Origin of the sequence: Paractinoplanes rishiriensis, from assembly GCF_016862375.1 — a bacterium.
Lineage (GTDB): Bacteria > Actinomycetota > Actinomycetes > Mycobacteriales > Micromonosporaceae > Actinoplanes > Actinoplanes rishiriensis.
In genome coordinates, this window is the sequence record NZ_BOMV01000005.1 from 166,243 (window position 1) to 186,449 (window position 20,207).

Below are 20,207 nucleotides of genomic sequence, written 5' to 3' on the forward strand. Positions count from 1 at the left end.
CGTGGCGCGCGGCACGCCCGGGCACGTGGTTAACCCGATAGGCGGGCTAGCGCAGCGTCGATGGCCCGTGACGCTTCGTCGGTCACCCGTGCCGGTGACAGGGCGGCGCCGGCCTCGCGCAGCGCGGCCACCCGGTCCGGCCCGAGGCGCTCGGCGGCGGCCTGGCGGGCCCGGTCCAGGCGGGCGGCCTCGGCGGGATAGACGCAGGCCGTGGGCAGGGCGGCGTCGACCAGCACGGCGGTCTCGTCGGCGCCGACGCGCACCAGCAGGACGACCAGGTTGCGCAGGGCCGCGGTCTGCAGGGTGTCGTTGCCGGCCCGGCGCCAGAGGGCGAGCACCTCGCGGAAGCTGGCCAGGGCGGTGGCCGGGTCGCCGTGGCGGCTGCGGATCGCGACGGCGGCGGTGCCCGCGGCGGCCCCGAAGAGCCGGTCGTCGGCCTCTTTGGCGATCTCCACCGCTTCGGCCAGCAGGTCCAGCGCTCGGTGCGGATCGCTGTCGCCGAGCGCCTCACCCAGCCCGTATCGCGCCTCCGCCCGGGCGCTCGGATTGCCGGTCAAATCAGAAATGTCGCATGCGTGCCGGCCGCGCGCGATCGCCTCCGCCGTGCGCCCCGACCAGGCCAGCACCAGCGCCTCCCCGACCAGCGCCGACACCTTGGCCACCGGGCTGCCGTCCATCGCCCGGTAATGCTCCGCGGCCCCCGCGCCGTCGCAGGTCACCAGGGCCACATCACCCAGCACCTCATGCACCGCCGCGCTGGGCACGACGGACTCGGCAAGCGCCCGGGCCTCGGCCAGATCGCCCCGCCCCCACGCGTGGGTGGCCGCCGCCGCGAGCGCCTGCGACGCCCGCGGATGGCCCTCGGCCCCGATCGCGGCCCGCCCCCAGAACAGCACCTCGTAGTGCTGGCAGTGATACCCGTACCGGTACATCGCCGCGGCCAGCCGGATTCGCGCGTCGGTGTCGCCGCGCGCGAACGCCAGCCGCAGGTCGGGCAGCAACGCGTCGATCTCCCGTACCGCCACCGCCTGTTCCGGCCCGTGCACGGCCGCGTCCAGTTCCTCGGCGGCCGCGACCATCGCCGCCGCGTGCCGCGCCTCGGTCTCCGCCAGGTCACCGTGCTCCGCGGCGTACGCCCGCACGGTTTCCAGCAGCCGGAACCGCCCGGCGCCGTGCCGCACCACCAGCGAGCGCTCCACCAGCACGGCGAGCACCGCGGCCACCCGCTGCCGCGGCACCGACGGATCGGCCACCACCGCCTCGGCCTGCGCGATCGTGAACCCACCGGCGAACACCGCAAGCCGCCGCAAAACGGTCTGCGCCGCGTCGTCCAGCAGCCCGAACGACCAGTCCACCACGGCCCGCAGCGTCCGGTGCCGGGCGTCGCCGTCCCGCCGCCCGCGAACCAGCAGGTCAAGCCGGTCGTCCAGCCGTTCCCGCAGCTCACCGACCCCGAGCGCGGCAGCCTGGGTGGCCGCCAACTCGATCGCCAGCGGCAACAGGTCGAGCCGCCGGACAATGTCACCGACGTCATCCTCCTCGCCGTGCACGCCGGCCCTCTCCAGAAACAGCCGCGCCGCCGTTTTCTCATCGAGAGGCGCCAATGCCAGAAGCCGTTCCCCGTCCGCCCGGAGCCGTTCCTGACTGGTGACCACAACGCGCGCCCCGCGCATGGCCTCGACGACATTCAAAGCGGCTGTCAGCAAATGCTCGCAATTGTCGAGAACCACGACGTCGTAACCTTTTGCGGCCCGTCCGATGGCAGCGAAAGCGTCGTCCAGCGGGCCGATTCGTACCCCCAGTGCCACCGCGACCGCCGGCACAAAATCGGCCTCCAGCACATCCGCACCGTCCACCCACGCCGCCCGCTCCGCCTGCCGGACCGCCTCCGACACCAGCCGCGTCTTCCCCACCCCGCCGGGCCCGGTCACGGTCACCGTCCCGGGCTCCGCGATCATGCCGGCCAGCTGCGACAACTCCCGCTCCCGACCCACAAAAGACGAAAATCGCAGAGGTACGGGCAAAGGCCGGCCCCGGGGCACACCGGCGGCCTCGGCGTCCGGTCCCGGCCGTTGCGCCCGCTGCGGGCTGAGGCGCGGGGCGAGCTCACCCCGGGCGACGGCAGCCTGCAATTCGCGGACTGCCTGCGACGGATCCAGTCCCTGTTCGCCGACCAGCGCCTCGGAGTGCCGCCGGAGCAACTCCAGCGCTTCACCACGCTGCCCATTCCGCGCGAATGCGGTGGCCAGCGCGACAACTCCGCTTTCCCAGCAGGGATCGCCCGCCACCACTTCCGCCAGCCGGCCGACATCCCCGTGCCTGACCAGCCCGTCCCGATAGAGCGACCTGAGCCGGACGGCAATCCCCTGGAACGGCTCCCCCGGAAATTCCCCCAGCGGTTCCCCACGCCAGAGCGCGAGCGCGTCGGCTAATCCCTCCGGCCGCCCCACCAGGTCCTCAAACAGCAATGCGTCCACGTCATCCCGGGGCACCACCAGCCGGTAACCCGCGGGCTCCAGCACGATGTCGGCCCCCGCCCCGCCCCCGGCCCCCAGAGTTCCGCGAAGCCGAGCCACATGCGACTGCAGACTGTTCCGAGCCGACCGCGGGGCCCCGTCCGGCCAGAGCGCATCGACAAGGGCCGAAACCCCTACCGCCCGCCCCGCGTGCAGAGCAAGAAGCGCAAGCACAGCCCGCTGACTCCCACCGGCAACCCGAACCGCCCCGCCGGCCCCCCAAACCTCAAACGCCCCCAACACCCGAACCAACACGGCCCGACCTTACGACGCCCCCCACCGCCGCCGGCCAGCCCTTTTCCACCCCCACCCCGAGAATGTCAAAAACCAGACCGTCCCCACCCCGCCCCCGCAGCCGCAACCCCCGATCGCCCGGCAGCGCCGTCGCCATCCCTGGACGCCGCTCACTGCCGTCACCCGCCGGCATCCCCCTGCCCGCCGGAGCAGCCCCGGTTCCCGACGACGCGATCCCACACAGCGCCGACATCGCCCCGGCCGCCATCCGCGTCCGACGCCCCGAGGCCCCGGCCGTCAGTGCCTCAGCAGCATGCCGCCGCCCGCACCGGCCGCCCTCGCCCCGAAGCCCGAACTCCGGACCGGCACCACACGCGCCCGCGTGGATGGCATGCCGGCGGCGCCACGCGGACACCGCGCAGAGGGACGGGCTCCGCCGGATGCCTCAGCGCGACAGTCGCCGCGGGAGGCGCAGACGTCCGGATCTCCCCCAAGGCGGCAAGGCCCAACATCCGGTGCGGGTGCTGATGCGCTGGGAGGTCGGTGCCGCGCGGGGAGGGTGGCTCCGCCGCGCGGCATCCGTTCGGGGATCAGTGAAGGTGGTAGAAGCGCCAGAAGTCGTTTGGTAGGGGTAGGACCTCGGGGGTGTTGAAGCCGGCTGCTCTTGACCACTCGAGCAAGGTTGGGGCTCGCAGGATGGTGCCGTTGGCTATCACCGGGTTTTCGGCTCTGGTTGCTGGCAGGCAGTGCAGGACGCTGAAGGCGTACTGGAGGCGTTCGATTTCGCCGGCGGGGGCGGTGAACTCGTCCGCCACCCGTTCGTCGGCGATGAAGACGCTGCCGCCGGGGGCCAACGCCGCTCGGGCCGCCGCCAGCACACCTACCGGGTCGCCCATGTCGTGCAGGGCCTCGAAGATGGTCACCAGGTCGTACCGGCCCTCCACCTCGGCGGCGTCGCCCAGGGTGAACGTCACGCGGTCGGCCACTCCGGCGGCGGCCGCGGTGCGGCGGGCCTCCTCGATCGACGCCTCGTCGAGGTCCACGCCGCGGACCGTCGCCGTGGGGTAGGCCAGCGCTATCGCCACCGAAGAGTGGCCCACGCCGCAGCCCAGGTCCAGCACCTGCGCCGAGGAACGGAGCCGGGCGTCCACTTCGGGCAGGGCCGGCAGCCACTCCGTTGCCAGCATGTTCGCGAACATCGGGCGGTTGAAGCTGGCGATCCCGTGCCGGATGTGGCGGCCGTAGTCCGCGTAGCCGACGCCCTCGCCGGTTCGGAACGCCTCGATCACGCGCGGGGTCAGCAGGCCCAGGCCCACCGCGAACTCGCCGGCCGTGCCCAGGAAGTCCGGGCCGCCCTCGTCCAGCAGCACCTCGGTCACGCCGTCGGCCAGCGCGAAACCGTCGCCGGTGACCACCAGGAAGCCGGCCGCGGCCTGCTGTTCCAGCCATTCCCGGGCGTAGCGTTCGTCGATGCCGGCGGTCTTCGCCAGCGCGGCGGCGTCCAGCGGGTGATCTCGCAGCGCCGCGTACAGGCCCAACTCCCGGCCCAGCTCCACGGTGAACAGTTCGGCGGCGCCGATCAGGGCGCCCAACAGGCGTTCGCTCAACTCTTGTGCACTCATACCGCACACCGTGCACCCCCGCGAGTGCAGCCCGAGTGCAGAACGCGTGACACAACTCGCCCTTGACTTGAAGGGGGCTTGAGGTTGCAGGTTGTACGGCATGAGAGCCGCCCTCTTCGACCACTTCGGTCCGCCCGACGTCCTGCGCATCGCCGAGGTGCCCGATCCGGAACCGCAAGCGGGCGAGGTCCGCGTCCGGGTCCGCGCGGCCGGCGTGCAGCCGTTCGACGTCGGGGTCCGCCGGGGCGACATGACCTGGCTCGACCTGTCCTTCCCGCAGACGATCGGCCAGGAGTACTCGGGGGTGGTCGATCGTCTCGGGCCGGACACCGAAGGGCTCGCGGTCGGTGATCCGGTGCTCGGCTCGACCATGCTCAACGGATACGCGGAGCTGGTATGCGTACCCGCCAAGAATGTCGTGCGCAAGCCGGACCGCCTGGACTTCCCCACCGCCGCCGCGCTGGTGGCGGCGTCGCAGACGGCGTCCGGCGCGCTGCTCGAACTGGGTGTCACCGAGGGCGACGTGCTGCTGGTGCACGCCGCCGCCGGCAGTGTCGGCACCGTCGCCGTCCAGCTGGCGCGGCTCGCGGGGGCGACCGTGATCGGCACCGCGAGCCCGGCCAACCACGCCTACCTGCGTCAATTGGGTGCCGTGCCGGTCGCGTACGGCGAAAGTCTGATCGACGCGGTGCGGCCGCACCAGCCCACCGTGGCCCTCGATGCGGCCGGCGGCGCGGCGATAGCCCAATCGGTCGCGCTCGGCATCCCGCGGCAGCGGATCGGCACGATCGTCGACGACAAGGCGGCCGCCGAGCACGGAACCCTGGTGGTGCGCGCCGGCCGCAACCCGCAGCGCCTCGCCGAGGTGATCGCGCTCGCCGCGAAGGGCGCGGTCACCATGCCGGTCCGCGCCTACCCGCTCTCCGACGTGGTCGCCGCGCACGCCGCTGTCGAGTCGAGGCACGGCCGCGGCAAGGTCGTGCTGATCGTCGAGCCCGGAAAGTCCTGACCGTAGAGCCCGGAAAGTCCTGACCGTAGAGCCCGGAAAGCATGAAATGCGGCCGGACCCGGCCTAGATTTCTCCCATGACATCGACCACCGGAGATTGCCCGATCTGTGCCAAACATCGGGGCGAGGGCTCCCTGATCGGTGGCCCGCTGATCTGGCAGGACGACAACGTGGTCGTCTATCACAAGCCGCCCGGTCCGACCGGCCGCGTCTTCCTCGGTCACCTGTTCGTCGAGACCAGGCGGCACGCCCCCCATCTGGACCAGCTCACCGACGCGGAGGCGACCACGGTCGGCTGGGCGGCCGCACGGGCCGCCCGGGCGCTCACCCTGGTCCTCGGCCCGGAGGCCGTCTTCTCCGCCATCGTCGGCCGCGGGGTGCCCCACTTCCATCAGCACGTGTTCGCCCGCCACCCCGGCACGCCGCGGGAGCTCAACTGGATGGCGAGCAACGAGTGGACCGACGCCCCGCACGGCGACGCTGCCGAACTCGCCGAGTTGGCTGACCGCCTGCGCCCACACTTCACGGCATCAGGTGATGCCGGCCAATGTGAGCGGGCGGGTGCTGGCGCGGACGTGGTGCCGATTGGCGGCGGCGATGCCGGTGCCGCCGGCGAGGCGTAAGGCGCCGGTGGCGGCGTTGCACAGGACGCCGGCGGAGTCGGCATGCTGGCGAACCAGTTCAGCAAGGCCGGCGCCAGCACGCCGCGCGACTGCGCGATGTCAGCTGCGTAGGCAGATGTCGAACGGGTGGCCGCCCGGGTCGACCAGCACCCGCCACCGGTCCGGCTGCGGCTGCTCGTCCGGCTTGGTGGCGCCGAGCGCGAGCGCCTGCTCCTCGGCCTTGTCCAGATCGTCGACGTACAGGTCCAGGTGGTAGCGCTTCGGCGCCTCCTCGGCGGGCCAGCCGGGGCCGGAGTAACCGGGCACCCGGCCCCAGCCGATGCTGGACTTGCCGTCGCCGATCATCGCGTACTCGGCGTCGCTGTGCAGAACCTCCCAGCCCAGCACCCGCGAGTAGAAGGTGGCGAGCGCGGCCGGCTCGGACGCGTCTAAGTTGATCATTGCCATGGTGGCGAAACCTGTCATGGACGTGATCCTCGCGCCAAAGACTGACACGTACTGTCAGCATCTCCTATTTGAGGTACACCAGACCGTCCAGCACCACGCCCGGCCGGCCCGGGGTGCCCTCGACCTCCACCCGTACCGTGTGCTCTCCGCTCTGGCTCCACCACCGTGACCAGATCGCCTGGCGGTAGATCGTCTTCGGCGACCCCAGGTCGACGACGCCCTGGTCGGCGCCGTCCACCCAGATCCGCACCCGGCCGGAGAGCGCGCCCCGGCCCACCGCGAGGGCGGCCGAGCGTCCGGTGAAGGTCCAGCTCGCGGACGCTCCGGCCGAGGTGGCGCCGAGCGCCACACCGCCGAGATATGCCGGGTTGCTCAGGGCGCGCCAGTTTCCGCTCCGTCGGGCGGCGGCTTCCGACAAAACCATGGGGGTACGGGTAACCGACGCGCTCACCGCGTTTCCGGCGCGGTCGGTCGCCCGTACGGTGAAGGTTGTCGGCACTGCGGGTTTGATCGTGCCGTTGCGGTAGCGGTTGGTCGCGCCCAGGTCGACCGTGCTGGGCCGGACCAGGCTGACCGAGGACAGGCCGTTCACGTCGGTGGCGTGCCAGTTGAGCCGGATCGGCACCGACCCGTCCAGCGAACCGGCCCGCAGCACCACGTCCGGGCCGCTCGCAAAGATCGGCGCGTTCGGGTCGGCCACGACTTCGCTGGTGAACTGCGCGGTCCGCCCGGACAGGTGCATCGCCCGCACCGTTACCGTGTGCCCGCCCGGCGTGAGGCTGAGCGACGCCGTCCGATGGTGCCCCGGTGCCGCCAGCGCCAGCCGGCCGTCGACGTAGACCTCGAACCGGTTGATCAGCGCGCTCGGCGTCGTGACGTTCCAGAGCGGCCGGATCAGCCCCCGGGTGAACATCAGTGACCCGTACCTGGTCGCCCCGGTCATGCGCAGCAGGCGCAAGCCGGACGGCCCGGCGCCGGCAATCGCCCGGATGGCCGGCAGTTGGGCGTACAGCCCGTTACCCGGACACTCGGTGCGCCCCGCGTCCCGATGCCCCGAGATCCGGTAGAGCACCGCCTTGGCCCCGGCCGGATACTTGTTGCTGCCCGCCGACGGATAGACCACACGCCCGTTGGGAGCATTGCCGAAGGCGCCGAGCTTGTACGCGGCGACGGTCGCGATCGCCGTGCGCACGGTGGGCGAGACCCCCGCCGAGTCATAGGTCCCGATCGCCGCGATGGCCGCCGCGTTCTGGTTGAACCCTTGCGTATGCGCCCCGAGCACCGACCGCCCGACGCCGCCGGCCCGCCCCTCGAAGATCGTCCCGCACCGGTCGACCAGGAAGTTGTACCCGATGTCGTCCCAGCCGCGGCTGCGCACGTGGAAGGCCTGAATCCCCCGCACGATGCTGGCCGAGTCGCCGCAGCTGTATCCGTTCCCGCTGGCGGTGTGGTGCACGAAGAAGACCTGAATGGGCCCGGTCAGCGTGGGCTTGGCCCGCACGATGGCCTCGTTGGCCCCCCACCCGGCCCGGGTGACCATCCGAGGCACCGGCCGCGCCGGCATCGGCACCGCGGCACGCCGCTCGAGCCGAGGTTCGGCCTGCTGGGTGGCCGACTCCTCGCGCCGTGCGGGGGCCGGCGCGTCGGGGTTGATCAGGTCCAGGCGCAGGTCGGTGGGGAGCGGGCCGCGGGCGTTGTCGATGCGGGCCGCCACCGCGTCGGCCCGGCCGACCCACAGCGGGTCGGAGGCGCCGCGCTGGTCGCCCGCCTTGGCGCCGTCGGTTTCCAGGCGGCGCCACTCGCCCCACCGGCCGGTCGCCGCCTCGCGGACCTGCAACCACACCGCGGCGTCCAGGGCTGCCCGCGGGTCGGCCCAGGTCAGGCCCACCAGGCGGAACGGGCGCGTCGGGCGGGCCGGCAGCGACGCCGGGAGCGGGATGGTCTCCAGGGCCGGCACCGCGGCCGGGGGCTGCGGCTCGGCGGCTGCGGCGGGCAGGTCGGCGGGAAGGGCTGCGACGGTCGCCAGGAGCGCGGCCAGCAGGGTGCCCTTCGTCCGATTCCGGTGCACGTGAACCCCCGTGGTACTGGTTGATCGGCCATGTGCCAGGTTGCCGCCTGAAGTGGCTTCCGTCCGGGAAATGGCGAACTCAACTCGGGAACTGTACGGATGAATCCGGCAAAATGCCCGAACGGCCGAGGTCATGCGGCGGTAAAGATTGCGGCTGAGTTGCCGATGGAAGGTCATGACCAGCAGCGCGGAGAGCACCACGGGGACGCCGGCGCCGCTGGCTCCCCGGTTCGCCTGGGTGCTGGTCGGTGTGGGGCTGGCCCTGGTGACGCTGTACGCCGTGGGGCCGGCGTGGATGCGTACGCCCGCCATGGCTCTGGTGGTTGCCGCCGGGATGACGGCACTGCACGTCGCGCCGCGCCGCAATCTCGGACCGGACGACCGCGGTCCGTGGCGGCTGATGCGGGCGGCGGGCTACATCTTCATCCTGGCGCTCCTGATCAGGGCGGTCTTCCCGGAGACGATGGCGTCGCCGCCGAACGTGTTCACGATGATCCCGAACAGCGTGGTCATCCCCGCCTACCTCCTCCTCGGTGTCGCCTACGCCGTGCTGCTGCGCCGCCGCCGCGCCTCCGACGACGACCCGGCCCGGATCGACGCGCTGCTGGTCGGCCTCGCATTCGCGTTCCTCACCTGGTCCTTCTTGATCGTGCCGACCATGGACGCGGCCACCGTGACGTGGCTGCAGGTCGTCAACGCGTGCTACCCGGTGATCGACGTGGTGCTGCTGGTGTTCGTGTCGCAGCTCATGCTGGCCGGTGGCGCCCGGCAGCCGGCGATGTGGATGCTGATCTCGGCGGCGGTCATGATGTTCGCGGCCGACCTGCTGTTCGCGCTGCGCGACATCGGCCTCGTGCAGGTGCCCGAATCGCTGATCAACGGCCTGTTCATGGCGATGTTCGTGCTGCTGCCGGCGTCGGCGGTGCACCCGTCCTGCCGCACGCTGGTGGAGCCGCAGGAGGTCGTGATCCGGGACCTGAGCCGGCTGCGCCTCGTCGTGATCGGCCTGGTCGTGACGGTGCCGACTGCGGTGACCTCGCTGCTGCCGCTGGGCACCCTGGCCACCGACCTGATCCGGGCGGGCCTGTGCGTGCTGCTCGTGCTGGGCGTCCTGACCCGGGTGGTGCGTTCCAACAATTCCCGGGTACGCGCCGAGCGGGTCACCCGCCGGCGGGCCACCCACGACGCGCTCACCGACCTGCCCAACCGGGAACTGCTGGCCGAGACGGTCAGCGCCTGGGGCGACCGGGCCACCGCTGACAACCTCGAGATCAGCCTGCTGTTCCTCGACCTGGACCGGTTCAAGATGGTCAACGACCACTGGGGCCACCAGGTCGGCGACGAGTTGCTGTGCGCGGTCGCGGCCCGGCTCAGCGAGCAGGTCCGGGCCGAGGACCTGGTCTGCCGGATCGGCGGCGACGAGTTCGTGATCGCCCTGGCCAGCCCGTCGCACCTGCGCCTGGCCGAGTCGCTGGCCGACCGGCTGCTGGTCGAGTTGGCCCGCCCGTTCCGGCTCTCGGTCGGCGACGTGGTCATCTCCGCCTCGATCGGGGTGGCCCGGTCGATCGGCGGCGCGCACGCGCTGGAGCTGATCCGGGACGCGGACACGGCGATGTACAAGGCGAAGGGTTCGGGCCGCAACGCGTACGCGCTGTTCGACACGTCCCTGCGGGATCAGGTACGCGACCGGGTCAAGCTGGAGCAGGCCCTGCGCGGCGCCCTGGAGCGCGACGAACTGGCCGTGCACTTCCAGCCGATCGTCGACATCGAGTCCGACGAGCTGGACGGTTTCGAGGCCCTGATGCGCTGGCACTCGCCCGAGCTGGGCAACGTCGCGCCGATGGAGTTCATCCCGATCGCCGAGGAGACCGGCATGATCGTGGAGATGGGCGCCTGGCTGCTCCGCGAGTCCGCGTACCAGCTGGTCGAATGGACCCGGCAGCGCGGACCCGGCGCCCGCCAGCTGCACGTCTCGGTCAACGTGGCGGTCCGCCAGCTGCGCGACGGCTCCCTGGTCACCCTGGTCGACGAGGTGCTGCAGGACACCGGCCTGCCGCCCGAGTCGCTCTGGCTGGAGATCACCGAGTCCAGCGTCATGGAGGACATCGACGCCGCCCTGTTCACCCTGAACGCGCTGCACGCGCTGGGCGTCACGCTCTGCATCGACGACTTCGGCACCGGTTACTCCTCGCTCAGCTACCTGCACCGCCTCCCGGTAGGCATCGTGAAGATCGACCGCTCCTTCATCTCGCACGTCGGCGAGAACGGCAGCAACGAGCCGATCGTCCGCGCCGTGCTGGCCATGACCCACGCCATGGGCCTCAAGGTGGTGGCCGAGGGGGTGGAAACCCAGCGCCAGCGCGACTGGCTCCGCGATCAGGGCTGCGACCTGGTGCAGGGCTGGTTCTACGGCAAGGCCGACCGCCCCGCCAACCTCACCCACTGGATCGAGCGGTCAACCACGCTCGGTGTTTAGCGCTCCACACCCGCGGGGTACTCGATCGCCGCCATCCCCACGGATCGAGGAGCGACAATGTCCATTCAGGGCGTCTTCTATCTCATCGCGGTCATCTTGCTGGTCCTGGCTGCCCTGCCAATTCCGGCCCGCGGTTTCAGCCTGGCGCTGCTGGGCGCGGCGTTCGCCCTGCTCGCCTACTCATGGGACAGCATCACCGCAGGCTGACCGGCGCGTGCCGCTCGCGGTCGGGCCGGCCCCGAACCGCGAGCGGCACCCCCTTTCAGGGACCGTTACCAACCCCCTGCCCGGCGCTGCGGCCGCCAGCCGCAGCGCCGGGCAGACCCGCAGCCGGCGGGAACTGTCGCAGGCGGCCACCACGCGAGCGAGGTCCTCGCGCTGTTCGGGCCGATCGCGAAGGCGACCACGGCCACCGCGGTAATCGCACGCACCATGGCGACGACCGGCGCCAGTGCACGCCGCAGGAAGCGCAGTGCAACAGACATCGACAACGCGGCGAGCACCAGGAAGACGCGATCTATGCGCGGATGCTGCTGCCGGACGCTCCCTGAGCGTCAGCCGTGCCGGCGGCGGTAGACGACTGCCTGCCACGGGCCCATGGTGAGGTCGGCGGGTGGGGTCGAGGCGTTCGAGAGGAGCACCTCGGCTGACGACCAGGATGCGGCGCCGGGGATGCCGGCTCGTACGGTCTCGGCGGAGAAGTTGCCTATCACCAGGAGTTCCGTGTCGGCCAGGCGGCGGGTGTAGGCGTACAAGCGCTCGTCGTTGGGCAGCAGCATCGTGAAGTCGCCGTTGACCACGGCCGGCTCGGTGTGTCGCAGGTCGATCAGCTTGCGGTAGTAGTGGAAGACCGAGTCGGGGTCTGCCCGGTCGGCGGCGGCGTTGATGACGGAGTAGTTCGGGTTGGCCGCCAGCCATGGGGTGCCGGTGGTGAATCCGGCGTGCGGGGAGTCGTCCCACTGCATCGGGGTTCGCGCGTTGTCGCGGCCGCGGGCCCGCAGGACCGTCAGGACCTCGTCGGGGGTGCGGCCCTCGCGTTCGGTGGCCTGGCTGAACTGGCCCAGCGCCTCGATGTCGCGGAACTCGTCGATCGAGCGGAACGGGTAGTTCGTCATCCCCAGTTCCTCGCCCTGGTAGATGTACGGCGTGCCGCGGTGCAGGTGCAGCACCGTGCCGAGCATCTTGGCCGACGCCGCGCGGAAGTCGGGGCCGTCGTCACCGTAGCGGGACACCACGCGGGGCTGGTCGTGGTTGTTCCAGTAAAGGCTGTTCCAGCCCACCTGCGCGAGGCCGGCCTGCCAGCGGCCGAAGATGCCCTTGAGCGTGGTCAGTTTCAGCGGTACGAGCTGCCACGGGTCGGGGCCCCGGTCGGCCCAGACGTGGTCGAACTGGAAGACCATGTCGACCTCGGCGCGGCTCTGGTCGGTGAACTTGATCGCCTCGTCGACCGTGACGCCGGGCATCTCGCCGACGGTGAGCAGCGACTCCTTGCGGCCGGCGAAGACCTGCTCGTACATCTCGTGCAGGAACTCGTGGTTGCGAGGGCCGTTCAGGAAGCCCGCCGAGCCGTCGCCGTACGAGGCGCCGGCCTGGACCGGGCCGTCCGGGAGGGTCACGTCCTTGGAGATCATGTTGATGACGTCCATCCGGAAGCCGTCCACGCCCCGGTCGAGCCACCAGCGCATCATGGCGTACACGGCCTCCCGGACCTCGGGGTTCTCCCAGTTGAGGTCGGGCTGCTTCACCGAGAACAGGTGCAGGTAGTACTCGCCGGTCTTCTCGTCGAACTGCCAGGCCGAACCGCCGAAGACCGAGCCCCAGTTGGTCGGCTCGGCGCCGGGCGTGCCGGGTTCCATACCGGGACGGGCGGGCCGCCACCAGTACCAGTCCCGCTTCGGATTGTCCCGGCTGGACCGGCTCTCCGCGAACCACTGGTGCTCGTCGGAACTGTGGTTCACCACCAGGTCCATGATCAGCTTCATGCCCCGGTGGTGGACGCCGGCCAGCAACTCGTCGAAGGCTTCCAGGTCGCCGAAGAGCGGATCGATCTGCTGGTAGTCGCTGATGTCGTAGCCGTTGTCGTCCTGCGGCGACTGGTAGATCGGCGACAACCAGATCACATCGACGCCCAGCTCGGCCAAGTGATCGAGGTGGTTGATGACACCGCGCAGATCGCCCATGCCGTCGCCGTCGGAGTCGGCGAAGCTGCGGGGGTAGATCTGGTAAACCACGGCACTTTTCCACCACAGGTCGGTCATGCGTCTTAGCTAACACGAGAACGCCGGGCTAAACCCGCGGGCATACTGATCACGTGCTAATCACCGATTCGCGGTATTTGTCATGAAGGTGGCGTTGTTGGGACCGGTCGCCTGGCGAACGCCGCCGGTGCACTACGGACCCTGGGAACTGATCACCAGCCTGCTCGCCGAAGGGCTGGCCGAGCGCGGCGTCGAGGTCACGCTGTTCGCCACCCTGGACTCGATCACCAAGGCCACCCTGGACGGGGTCAGCCCGAGCGGCTACGAGGAGACACCGGAGATCGACGGCCGGGTCTACGAGGCACTGCACGTGAGCCACGCGCTCTCCCGGTCCGCCGAGTTCGACCTGGTGCACAACCACCTGGACTGGCTGCCGCTGGCGTTCGACCGGCACTGCGCGGCGCCGATGCTCACCACGATCCACGGCTTCTCCGGGCCGAACATCCTGCCCGCGTACCGCCGCAGCCGGTCGCACTTCGTCTCGATCTCGGACGCCGACCGCTCGCCGGACCTCGACTACCTGGCCACCGTGCACCACGGCATCGACCTGGACGGCCTGCCGGTCGATCCGGACGGCGGGGACGACCTGATCCTGTTCGGCCGGATCCACCCGGACAAGGGCACCGACCTGGCCATCGAGATCGCGCGGCGGGCCGGCCGGCGGCTGATCATCTGCGGGATCGTGCAGGACCGGTCCTTCTTCACCGAACTGATCGAGCCGCGGATCGACGGCGACCGGGTGGTCTACCTGGGCTCGGTGGGGCCCGCCGACCGGGGCCGCATCCTCGGTTCCGGCGCGGCTCTGCTGCACCCGATCCGGTTCGCCGAGCCGTTCGGGTTGTCGGTGGTCGAGTCGATGGCCTGCGGGACGCCGGTGATCGCGTACCGGAAAGGATCCATGCCGGAAGTGGTCGACGAGGGCGTGACCGGACGCCTGGTCGCGGACGTGGACGAAGCGGTCGGCGCCGTGGCGTCGATCGCGACGCTCGACCGGGCCGCCTGCGCCCGCCGCGCCCGGGAGCGGTTCTCGGCCGGACGCATGGTTGACGACTACATGACGATTTACCGAAAAATCATCAGCTGAATAGGCGGGTCTTGTTAACGTCGCAATGTGAATTGCACGTTAAACCGGGCAATTTCCCGGGGCGTCGCAATGGCGTTTGCGCGCGGGCCGAAACTCTTCCTCCGCGCGCGGTGAGTCGTGCTGCGGGGAGGCAGCCGCGGAGAAAGAAAGGCCCTGTCATGCCCGCCACCTACGGCTTTCTGAGCACATACCCGCCCACTCAATGCGGTTTGGCGACATTCAATGCGGCACTGGCCACCCAACTGAATGCCACCGGCGGCGCCGGTGTGGTCCGGCTGCTCGCCGGCGACAACGTCAGCGGCGGGATCGAACTCGACCGGGCCGCACCGCGCGTCGTGCACACGTGGCACACCGACACGCCCGGCGGGTGGGCCGCCGCCGCCAACGCGCTCAACCGGTTCGACGCCGCGATCATTCAGCACGAGTACGGCATCTACCCGGGCGACGCCGGCGCCGAGGTGCTGCCGCTGCTGCGCGCCCTCAAGGTGCCGGCCATCGTGGTGCTGCACACCGTGCTCAGCCACCCCGACCCGCTGCAGCGGCAGGTGTTGGAGCGGATCGCAGCCACCGCCGAGGCCGTGGTGACCATGACCGACACCGCCCGGCAGCGCCTGGCGGCCGGCTACGCGGTGGACCCGCGCAAGATCTCGGTGATCCCGCACGGCGCCGGCAGCCACGACGGCGCGCCGCGCGAGGACCACGACCGGCCGCACCTGCTCACCTGGGGGCTGCTCGGGCCGGGCAAGGGCATCGAGTGGGCGCTGCGCGCGCTCGCCCTGCTCGGCGACCGGCACCCGGCACCGGTCTATACGGTGGCCGGCCGCACCCACCCCAAGGTGCTGGAGCAGTTCGGGGACGCGTACCGGGACTCGTTGAAAGCTCTCGCCGGCGAACTCGGGGTGACCGACGACGTCCGCTGGCTCGACGTCTACCTCGACCAGGCGGAGCTGTCCCGGCTGATCTGCTCGGCCGACGTGGTGGTGCTGCCCTACGACTCCACCGAGCAGGTCACCTCGGGCGTGCTGATCGAGGCGGTCGGCGCCGGCGTCCCGGTGGTGGCGACCGAGTTCCCGCACGCGGTCGAGCTGCTCGCCGACGGGCCGGGGCTGCTCGTACCCCATCAGGATCCGGAAGGCATGGCCGCCGCGATCCGGCACCTGCTCGCCGAGCCCGGGATCGCCGGGCGCCTCACCGGCCTGGCCGGCGGGCCGACGCTGCGCTGGCCCGCGGTGGCCGCGCGCTACCAGGCTCTGGCCGGCAAGCTGATCACCGAGCGCGCGCCGGTCGCGGCGTCGGTTCCCGCATGAGCTCCGTGCGAGAGGAAGGGGGCCGCGTGACCGCCGGCCTGCGGCTCGTACCGCCGCCCATTCAGCTCGCCGACGCGCCGGCACCCAGCTGGAGCCACATCGCGCGGCTCTCCGACGACACCGGGCTGCTCGAGCACGCCCGCAACGCGATCGTCCGGCGCGAGCACGGCTACTGCGTCGACGACGTGGCGCGCGGCCTGTTGGTGGCCAGCCGGGAACCGCGGCCGACCGCGCAGGTGGTCGAGCTGGCCGAGCGCTACCTGGCGTTCCTCACCCACGCGCAGGGCCCGGACGGCGCGTTCCGCAACCGGATGAGCTACGACCGGCACTGGCAGGACGAGCCCGGTCTCGGCGACTGGTGGGGACGCGCCATGTGGGGACTGGGCACGGCCGCCGCGCGCTCGACGGTGCCCTGGATCCGGCGCGAGGCGCTCGGTGCGTTCCGGCAGGGTGCGCGGCAACGCTCACCGTGGCCGAGGGCGATGGCGTACGCCGGACTCGGCGCGGCCGAGGTGCTCCGCTCGGACCCGCGCGCCGCGGACGCCGCCGAGTTGCTCGGTGCCGCGGCCGCCTCGGTCGGCGTGCCCGGCGACGACCCGGGCTGGGTGTGGCCGGGGCCGGAGCTGACCTACGCGAACCCGACCCTGGCCGAGGTGGTGATCGCGGCCGGCGACCTGCTCGGCGACGAGCCGCGGCTGCGGGCCGGCCTGCGGATGCTCGCCTGGCTGTGCCGGGAGCAGGACCGGGACGGGCACCTGTCGACGGTGCCGGTGGGCGGCTGGCGGCCCGGGGTGGAGAAGCACCGGTTCGACCAGCAGCCGATCGAGGCGGCCGCCACCGCCGATGCGTGCGCCACCGCGGCGGCGATCACCGGCGACGAGCGCTGGGAGCAGCCGCTCTTCCGGGCGATCGCCTGGTTCCTGGGTGACAACGACGGCCAGACGGTGATGTACGACCCCCTAACCGGCGGATGTTATGACGGATTGACGACTAATGGTCCTAATCTGAACCAAGGAGCCGAATCCACCCTCGCGCTGGTCTCCACCATGCAGCACGCCCGCACGTTGGCGACCCGGAGCGCGACCCGACCGTCAGGCGGCCTAGCGTGACCGCAACCATGAATTCACAAACCTTCATCACACGGCACGACATCGTCATGGAGCCGGACGACCGGCGCGTGGTGATCAAGCTGTTCGTGCCCGGCGAAGACGCCCAGATGGTGCAGAACCGGGCATCCAGCCTGATCGAGCGCATCCTACAACTCGACGAGGCGGAAACCGCACGGCTGCTCGACGAGGTGCTGACCCGGTTCGCCGGGCGGCACCACGACCTGCTGTCGGTCTTCCAGCACCACTACGAACTGGTGCAGCACCGGGTCCCGCCGGAGATCGAGCTGTCGCCGACGGCGCGCACGCTGATCGGCGCCTACTTCAGCCACGAGTACTCGGTCGAGGCCGCGGCACTCTGCAACCCGTCGATGGTGCCGCACCCCGACCAGGCCGGCCTCGAGGACGGCGAGCTGCGGGTGGGGATCAGCCTGCGGCAGATCGGCGAGGGGCACATCTCGTCGATCGGCTTCTGCTCGGCGATCCTCGGCCCCGGTGACCGGATCCGGATGGAGGACCGCACCGGTCCGCTGATGATCGGCCAGCGCGTCGGCGCCGTGCACATGCGGTTCCAGCTGTCCGCCGCCATGATCGACGAGGAGATCGACAACGAGGCGTCGGCGTACGTGATCTCGGCCCTGCCGGAACGCTTCACCGACGAGGAGTTCGAGGACGTCATCGGGCACGTGCCGGCCGAGCTGCTGGCCCGGCCGACCACCCAGGAGACGCTGGACCGGATCCGGCACATCGTGGGCGAGGACTACGCGGTGACGTTCCCGTGCACGGTGCCGCTGCACCAGCGGGTGATGTGGCCGGCCACCCGGGCCGAGACCAACGGCATGGAGGACGCCCGCTTCGTGCAGGTGCTCGACCCGGACGGCCGCCTCGCCTACCAGGCCACCTACACCGCCTACGACGGCCGGCACATCTCCGGCCGGGTCATCTTCAGCCGCGACATGCGGCACTTCGAGGTGACCCAGCTGCACGGACCGGCCGCCCGGAACAAGGGCATGGCGCTGTTCCCGAGGTATGTGGGCGGCCGCAAGCTGGCCCTGTGCCGCTCGGACGGCGAGACCCTGGGCCTGAGCGTCCGCGACGAACAGCACCGCTGGCAGCAGGCGGTGCCGCTGCTGGTCCCGCACCGCGGCTGGGACCTGATCCAGGTGGGCAACTGCGGCTCCCCGGTGGAGACCGAGGCCGGCTGGCTGGTCCTGACCCACGGCGTCGGCCCGATGCGCCGCTACGCGATCGGCGCCATGCTGCTCGACCTGGAAAACCCGGAACGCGTGATCGCCGACCTGCCCGAGGGTCTGCTCGACCCGGATGACATCGAGCGGGAGGGCTACGTCCCGAACGTGCTCTACTCCTGCGGCGGCCTGGTGCACGACGGCCGGTTCTGGCTCCCGTACGGCGCCAGCGACGTGCGGGTGGGCTTCGCCAGCATCGCGCTGGACACGCTGCTGAGCCGGATGGTCCCGACCGGCTACTGAGTCGCGCTCGGTGCCCGCTGCGGTCGGCCGCGGCGGGCACCGCTGGTCAACGGGACTCGTGGACCAGGACCGCCACCTGCACCCGGTTGGTCATCTCGAGCTTGGTGAAGATCCGGGTCACGTACGCCTTGACCGTCGCCGTGCTCATCAGCAGCTCGGCCCCGATCTCCTGGTTGGTGCGGCCGTCCGCGATCAGCCGGGCCACGTCGCGCTCGCTGGGACTGAGCCGGTCGAGCGCGGCCCGCGCCCGCTCCCGGCCCGGGTCGTCGTCGACGGCCGCCACGAAGCCCATCACCTGCCGCAGCACCGACGGCGTGAAGGCCGGCTCGCCCGCGGCGGCCCGGCACACGGCACGCGCGATCTCGTCCGGCTTGGTGTGCTTGAGCAGGAAGCCGCTGGCCCCGACCCGGATGGCCCGCCGGACGTGCTCGTCGGTGTCGAAGGTGGTGAGCACGATGACCGCCGGCGGATCCCGGCGCGCCCGCACCACCTCGGTCGCGGTCAGCCCGTCCGTCCCCGGCATCCGGATGTCCATCAGCACCACATCCGGCCGGTGACTGTTGACGGCGCCCACCACCTCGCGCCCGTCCTCGACCGAGCCGACCACCTCGATCTCGTCGAACTCCCCCAGCATCATCGACAGCCCCATCCGCACCAGCGGATCGTCGTCGACGAGCAGGACCCGGACCGGGCGCCGCTCACTCAGGTCGCTGTCGGCCACGGCAGCCACGCGCGCAGGTGGAAGTTGCCGGCCGCGGTCGGCCCGTGCTCGAGCTGCCCGCCCAACAGCTGAATCCGCTCCCGCAGCCCGGCCAGCCCCGCACCGGCCCCGGGCAACACACCGCCGGCCGGCCGGACCCGGGCGCCGTCCGTCGCGAGGGCGTTGTCGATCCGCACGGTCAGGCCCTTGCCGGCCTGCACGTCGATGTCGACCAGAACCGGGGCGCCGGGCGCATGCTTGCGCGCGTTCGTCAGCGCCTCCTGCACGATCCGGTAGGCGTGCCGGCCCAGCGGCGCCGGCACGGCCGGCTCGCCGCCGCCCAGAGGCTCGCCGCCGCCCAGGGAGAGGCCGATCTCGGTGCCGGTGGACCGGGACTGCTCGACCAGCGCGGGCACGTCGTCGAGGGTGGGCTGCGGATGGTCGTCGGCCGGCGCCCGGACCATGCCGATCAGCATGCGCAGGTCTTCCAGCGCGTCGTGGGCACACTGGCGGATCACCCCGGCCACCTCGCGCTCGGCGGGCGAGGCGTCCCGGCGTACCTCCAATGCCCCCGCATGCACCGCCAGGAGCGAAACGCGATGCGCGAGCACATCGTGCATCTCGCCGGCGATGCGCTCGCGCTCGGCGAGCCGGGCCTGCTCGATGCGCAGCCGCTGGCCCTCCTCGGCCTGCCGGGCCCGCTCGGCCCAGGACGCGACCAGCTGGCGCTGGGACCGGATGAGCATGGCGACCGCGATCGCGCTGACGTGCAGCAGCACCAGGAAGGCGACGGACTCGTAGTATACCCGGCCGGCGCCGAGCGCCAGGTAGTAGATCACCGCGGTGGCCGTGGCGTGCAGGGTGGCCAGCGCGATCGTCACCCGGGCCGCCCGGTGCAGGCCGACCGCGAACAGGGCGAACGGCGTGGCACCCATCGGCATGCCGAGCAGGATGCCGAACGGGATCAGCGCCAGCGTCAGCGCGACCGGGTGGCTGCGCCGGAACAGAACGAGGCCGGCGAACGAGAGGGCGCCGGCCACCGCCTCGACCACGATCGGAGCGCCCTCGGCGTCCTGCGAGACCGTCTCGTGCACGAAGAAGAGCCCGAGCAGGGTGGCGCAGGCCGCCAGAGAGATCTCCAGCAGCCAGGACCGGGCCGGCCGTTGGCGTGCCATGTCTCGACGCTACCGGCGGGCGGTCGCGGCGGGTATTCGACTTTGGTCTACGGGTCATCGCCTTCGGTAGGTATCGCGCCGGTGCGACCCCGG

The 20,207-nt window shown here is 71.5% G+C and carries 15 protein-coding genes; 8 read left to right on the forward strand and 7 right to left on the reverse strand.

Going from position 1 to position 20,207, the window contains the following annotated elements; all coding sequences use genetic code 11:
* Nucleotides 1-29: 29 nt before the first annotated feature.
* Nucleotides 30-2,771 carry an ATP-binding protein gene (locus Ari01nite_RS50800; protein ID WP_307837738.1) on the reverse strand — a complete coding sequence of 914 codons (2,742 nt, stop codon included), beginning with the start codon at nt 2,769-2,771 and terminating at the stop codon, nt 30-32.
* 569 nt (nt 2,772-3,340) lie between these two features.
* Nucleotides 3,341-4,372: a class I SAM-dependent methyltransferase gene (locus Ari01nite_RS02785; RefSeq protein ID WP_203778936.1), complete on the reverse strand. Its 1,032-nt coding sequence runs from the start codon at nt 4,370-4,372 to the stop codon at nt 3,341-3,343.
* A gap of 100 nt (nt 4,373-4,472) precedes the next feature.
* Between Ari01nite_RS02785 and Ari01nite_RS02790 the strand changes: the two genes are divergently transcribed.
* Nucleotides 4,473-5,381 carry an NADP-dependent oxidoreductase gene (locus Ari01nite_RS02790; protein ID WP_203778937.1) on the forward strand — a complete coding sequence of 303 codons (909 nt, stop codon included), beginning with the start codon at nt 4,473-4,475 and terminating at the stop codon, nt 5,379-5,381.
* A 76-nt stretch (nt 5,382-5,457) separates the two neighbouring features.
* Complete coding sequence (locus tag Ari01nite_RS02795) at nt 5,458-6,003, forward strand: HIT family protein (RefSeq protein WP_203778938.1); 546 nt, start codon at nt 5,458-5,460, stop codon at nt 6,001-6,003.
* Nucleotides 6,004-6,102: 99 nt separating this feature from the next.
* Here the strand turns inward: Ari01nite_RS02795 and Ari01nite_RS02800 are convergent, their stop codons facing one another.
* Together Ari01nite_RS02800 and Ari01nite_RS02805 are read right to left on the reverse strand one after the other, a co-directional pair.
* A complete protein-coding gene (locus Ari01nite_RS02800) occupies nt 6,103-6,468 on the reverse strand; it encodes a VOC family protein (protein ID WP_203778939.1) in 366 nt (121 codons plus the stop codon).
* A 46-nt stretch (nt 6,469-6,514) separates the two neighbouring features.
* On the reverse strand, nt 6,515-8,518 hold the full coding sequence (locus Ari01nite_RS02805; RefSeq protein ID WP_239162427.1) for an N-acetylmuramoyl-L-alanine amidase: 2,004 nt from the start codon (nt 8,516-8,518) through the stop codon (nt 6,515-6,517).
* 175 nt (nt 8,519-8,693) lie between these two features.
* Between Ari01nite_RS02805 and Ari01nite_RS02810 the strand changes: the two genes are divergently transcribed.
* Together Ari01nite_RS02810 and Ari01nite_RS02815 are read left to right on the forward strand one after the other, a co-directional pair.
* Entirely contained in the window at nt 8,694-10,994 is a 2,301-nt protein-coding gene (locus Ari01nite_RS02810) for a putative bifunctional diguanylate cyclase/phosphodiesterase (RefSeq protein ID WP_203778941.1), read from the forward strand.
* A gap of 57 nt (nt 10,995-11,051) precedes the next feature.
* The gene (locus Ari01nite_RS02815) at nt 11,052-11,201 is read left to right on the forward strand and encodes a hypothetical protein (protein WP_203778942.1); all 150 of its coding nucleotides are present in this window, start codon (nt 11,052-11,054) and stop codon (nt 11,199-11,201) included.
* 347 nt (nt 11,202-11,548) lie between these two features.
* Here the strand turns inward: Ari01nite_RS02815 and Ari01nite_RS02820 are convergent, their stop codons facing one another.
* Nucleotides 11,549-13,252, reverse strand: a complete 1,704-nt coding sequence (locus tag Ari01nite_RS02820) for a glycoside hydrolase family 13 protein (protein ID WP_203778943.1) — start codon at nt 13,250-13,252, stop codon at nt 11,549-11,551.
* An 82-nt stretch (nt 13,253-13,334) separates the two neighbouring features.
* Between Ari01nite_RS02820 and Ari01nite_RS02825 the strand changes: the two genes are divergently transcribed.
* The 4 genes from Ari01nite_RS02825 (at nt 13,335) to Ari01nite_RS02840 (ending at nt 18,239) form a co-directional block, all read left to right on the forward strand.
* On the forward strand, nt 13,335-14,336 hold the full coding sequence (locus Ari01nite_RS02825) for a glycosyltransferase family 4 protein (protein WP_203778944.1): 1,002 nt from the start codon (nt 13,335-13,337) through the stop codon (nt 14,334-14,336).
* 158 nt (nt 14,337-14,494) lie between these two features.
* Entirely contained in the window at nt 14,495-15,643 is a 1,149-nt protein-coding gene (locus Ari01nite_RS02830) for a glycosyltransferase (protein WP_203778945.1), read from the forward strand.
* Nucleotides 15,644-15,669: 26 nt separating this feature from the next.
* Nucleotides 15,670-16,752 carry a glycosyltransferase gene (locus tag Ari01nite_RS02835; protein WP_203779075.1) on the forward strand — a complete coding sequence of 361 codons (1,083 nt, stop codon included), beginning with the start codon at nt 15,670-15,672 and terminating at the stop codon, nt 16,750-16,752.
* A gap of 8 nt (nt 16,753-16,760) precedes the next feature.
* Nucleotides 16,761-18,239 carry a glycoside hydrolase family 130 protein gene (locus Ari01nite_RS02840; RefSeq protein ID WP_203778946.1) on the forward strand — a complete coding sequence of 493 codons (1,479 nt, stop codon included), beginning with the start codon at nt 16,761-16,763 and terminating at the stop codon, nt 18,237-18,239.
* A gap of 46 nt (nt 18,240-18,285) precedes the next feature.
* Here Ari01nite_RS02840 and Ari01nite_RS02845 read toward each other — a convergent pair whose 3' ends face one another.
* Nucleotides 18,286-18,969 carry a response regulator transcription factor gene (locus tag Ari01nite_RS02845; RefSeq protein WP_275410819.1) on the reverse strand — a complete coding sequence of 228 codons (684 nt, stop codon included), beginning with the start codon at nt 18,967-18,969 and terminating at the stop codon, nt 18,286-18,288.
* Nucleotides 18,942-20,114, reverse strand: a complete 1,173-nt coding sequence (locus Ari01nite_RS02850; RefSeq protein WP_203778947.1) for a sensor histidine kinase — start codon at nt 20,112-20,114, stop codon at nt 18,942-18,944. Before Ari01nite_RS02850 ends, Ari01nite_RS02845 begins: the two co-directional genes overlap by 28 nt.
* Between the last annotated feature and the right edge of the window lie 93 nt (nt 20,115-20,207).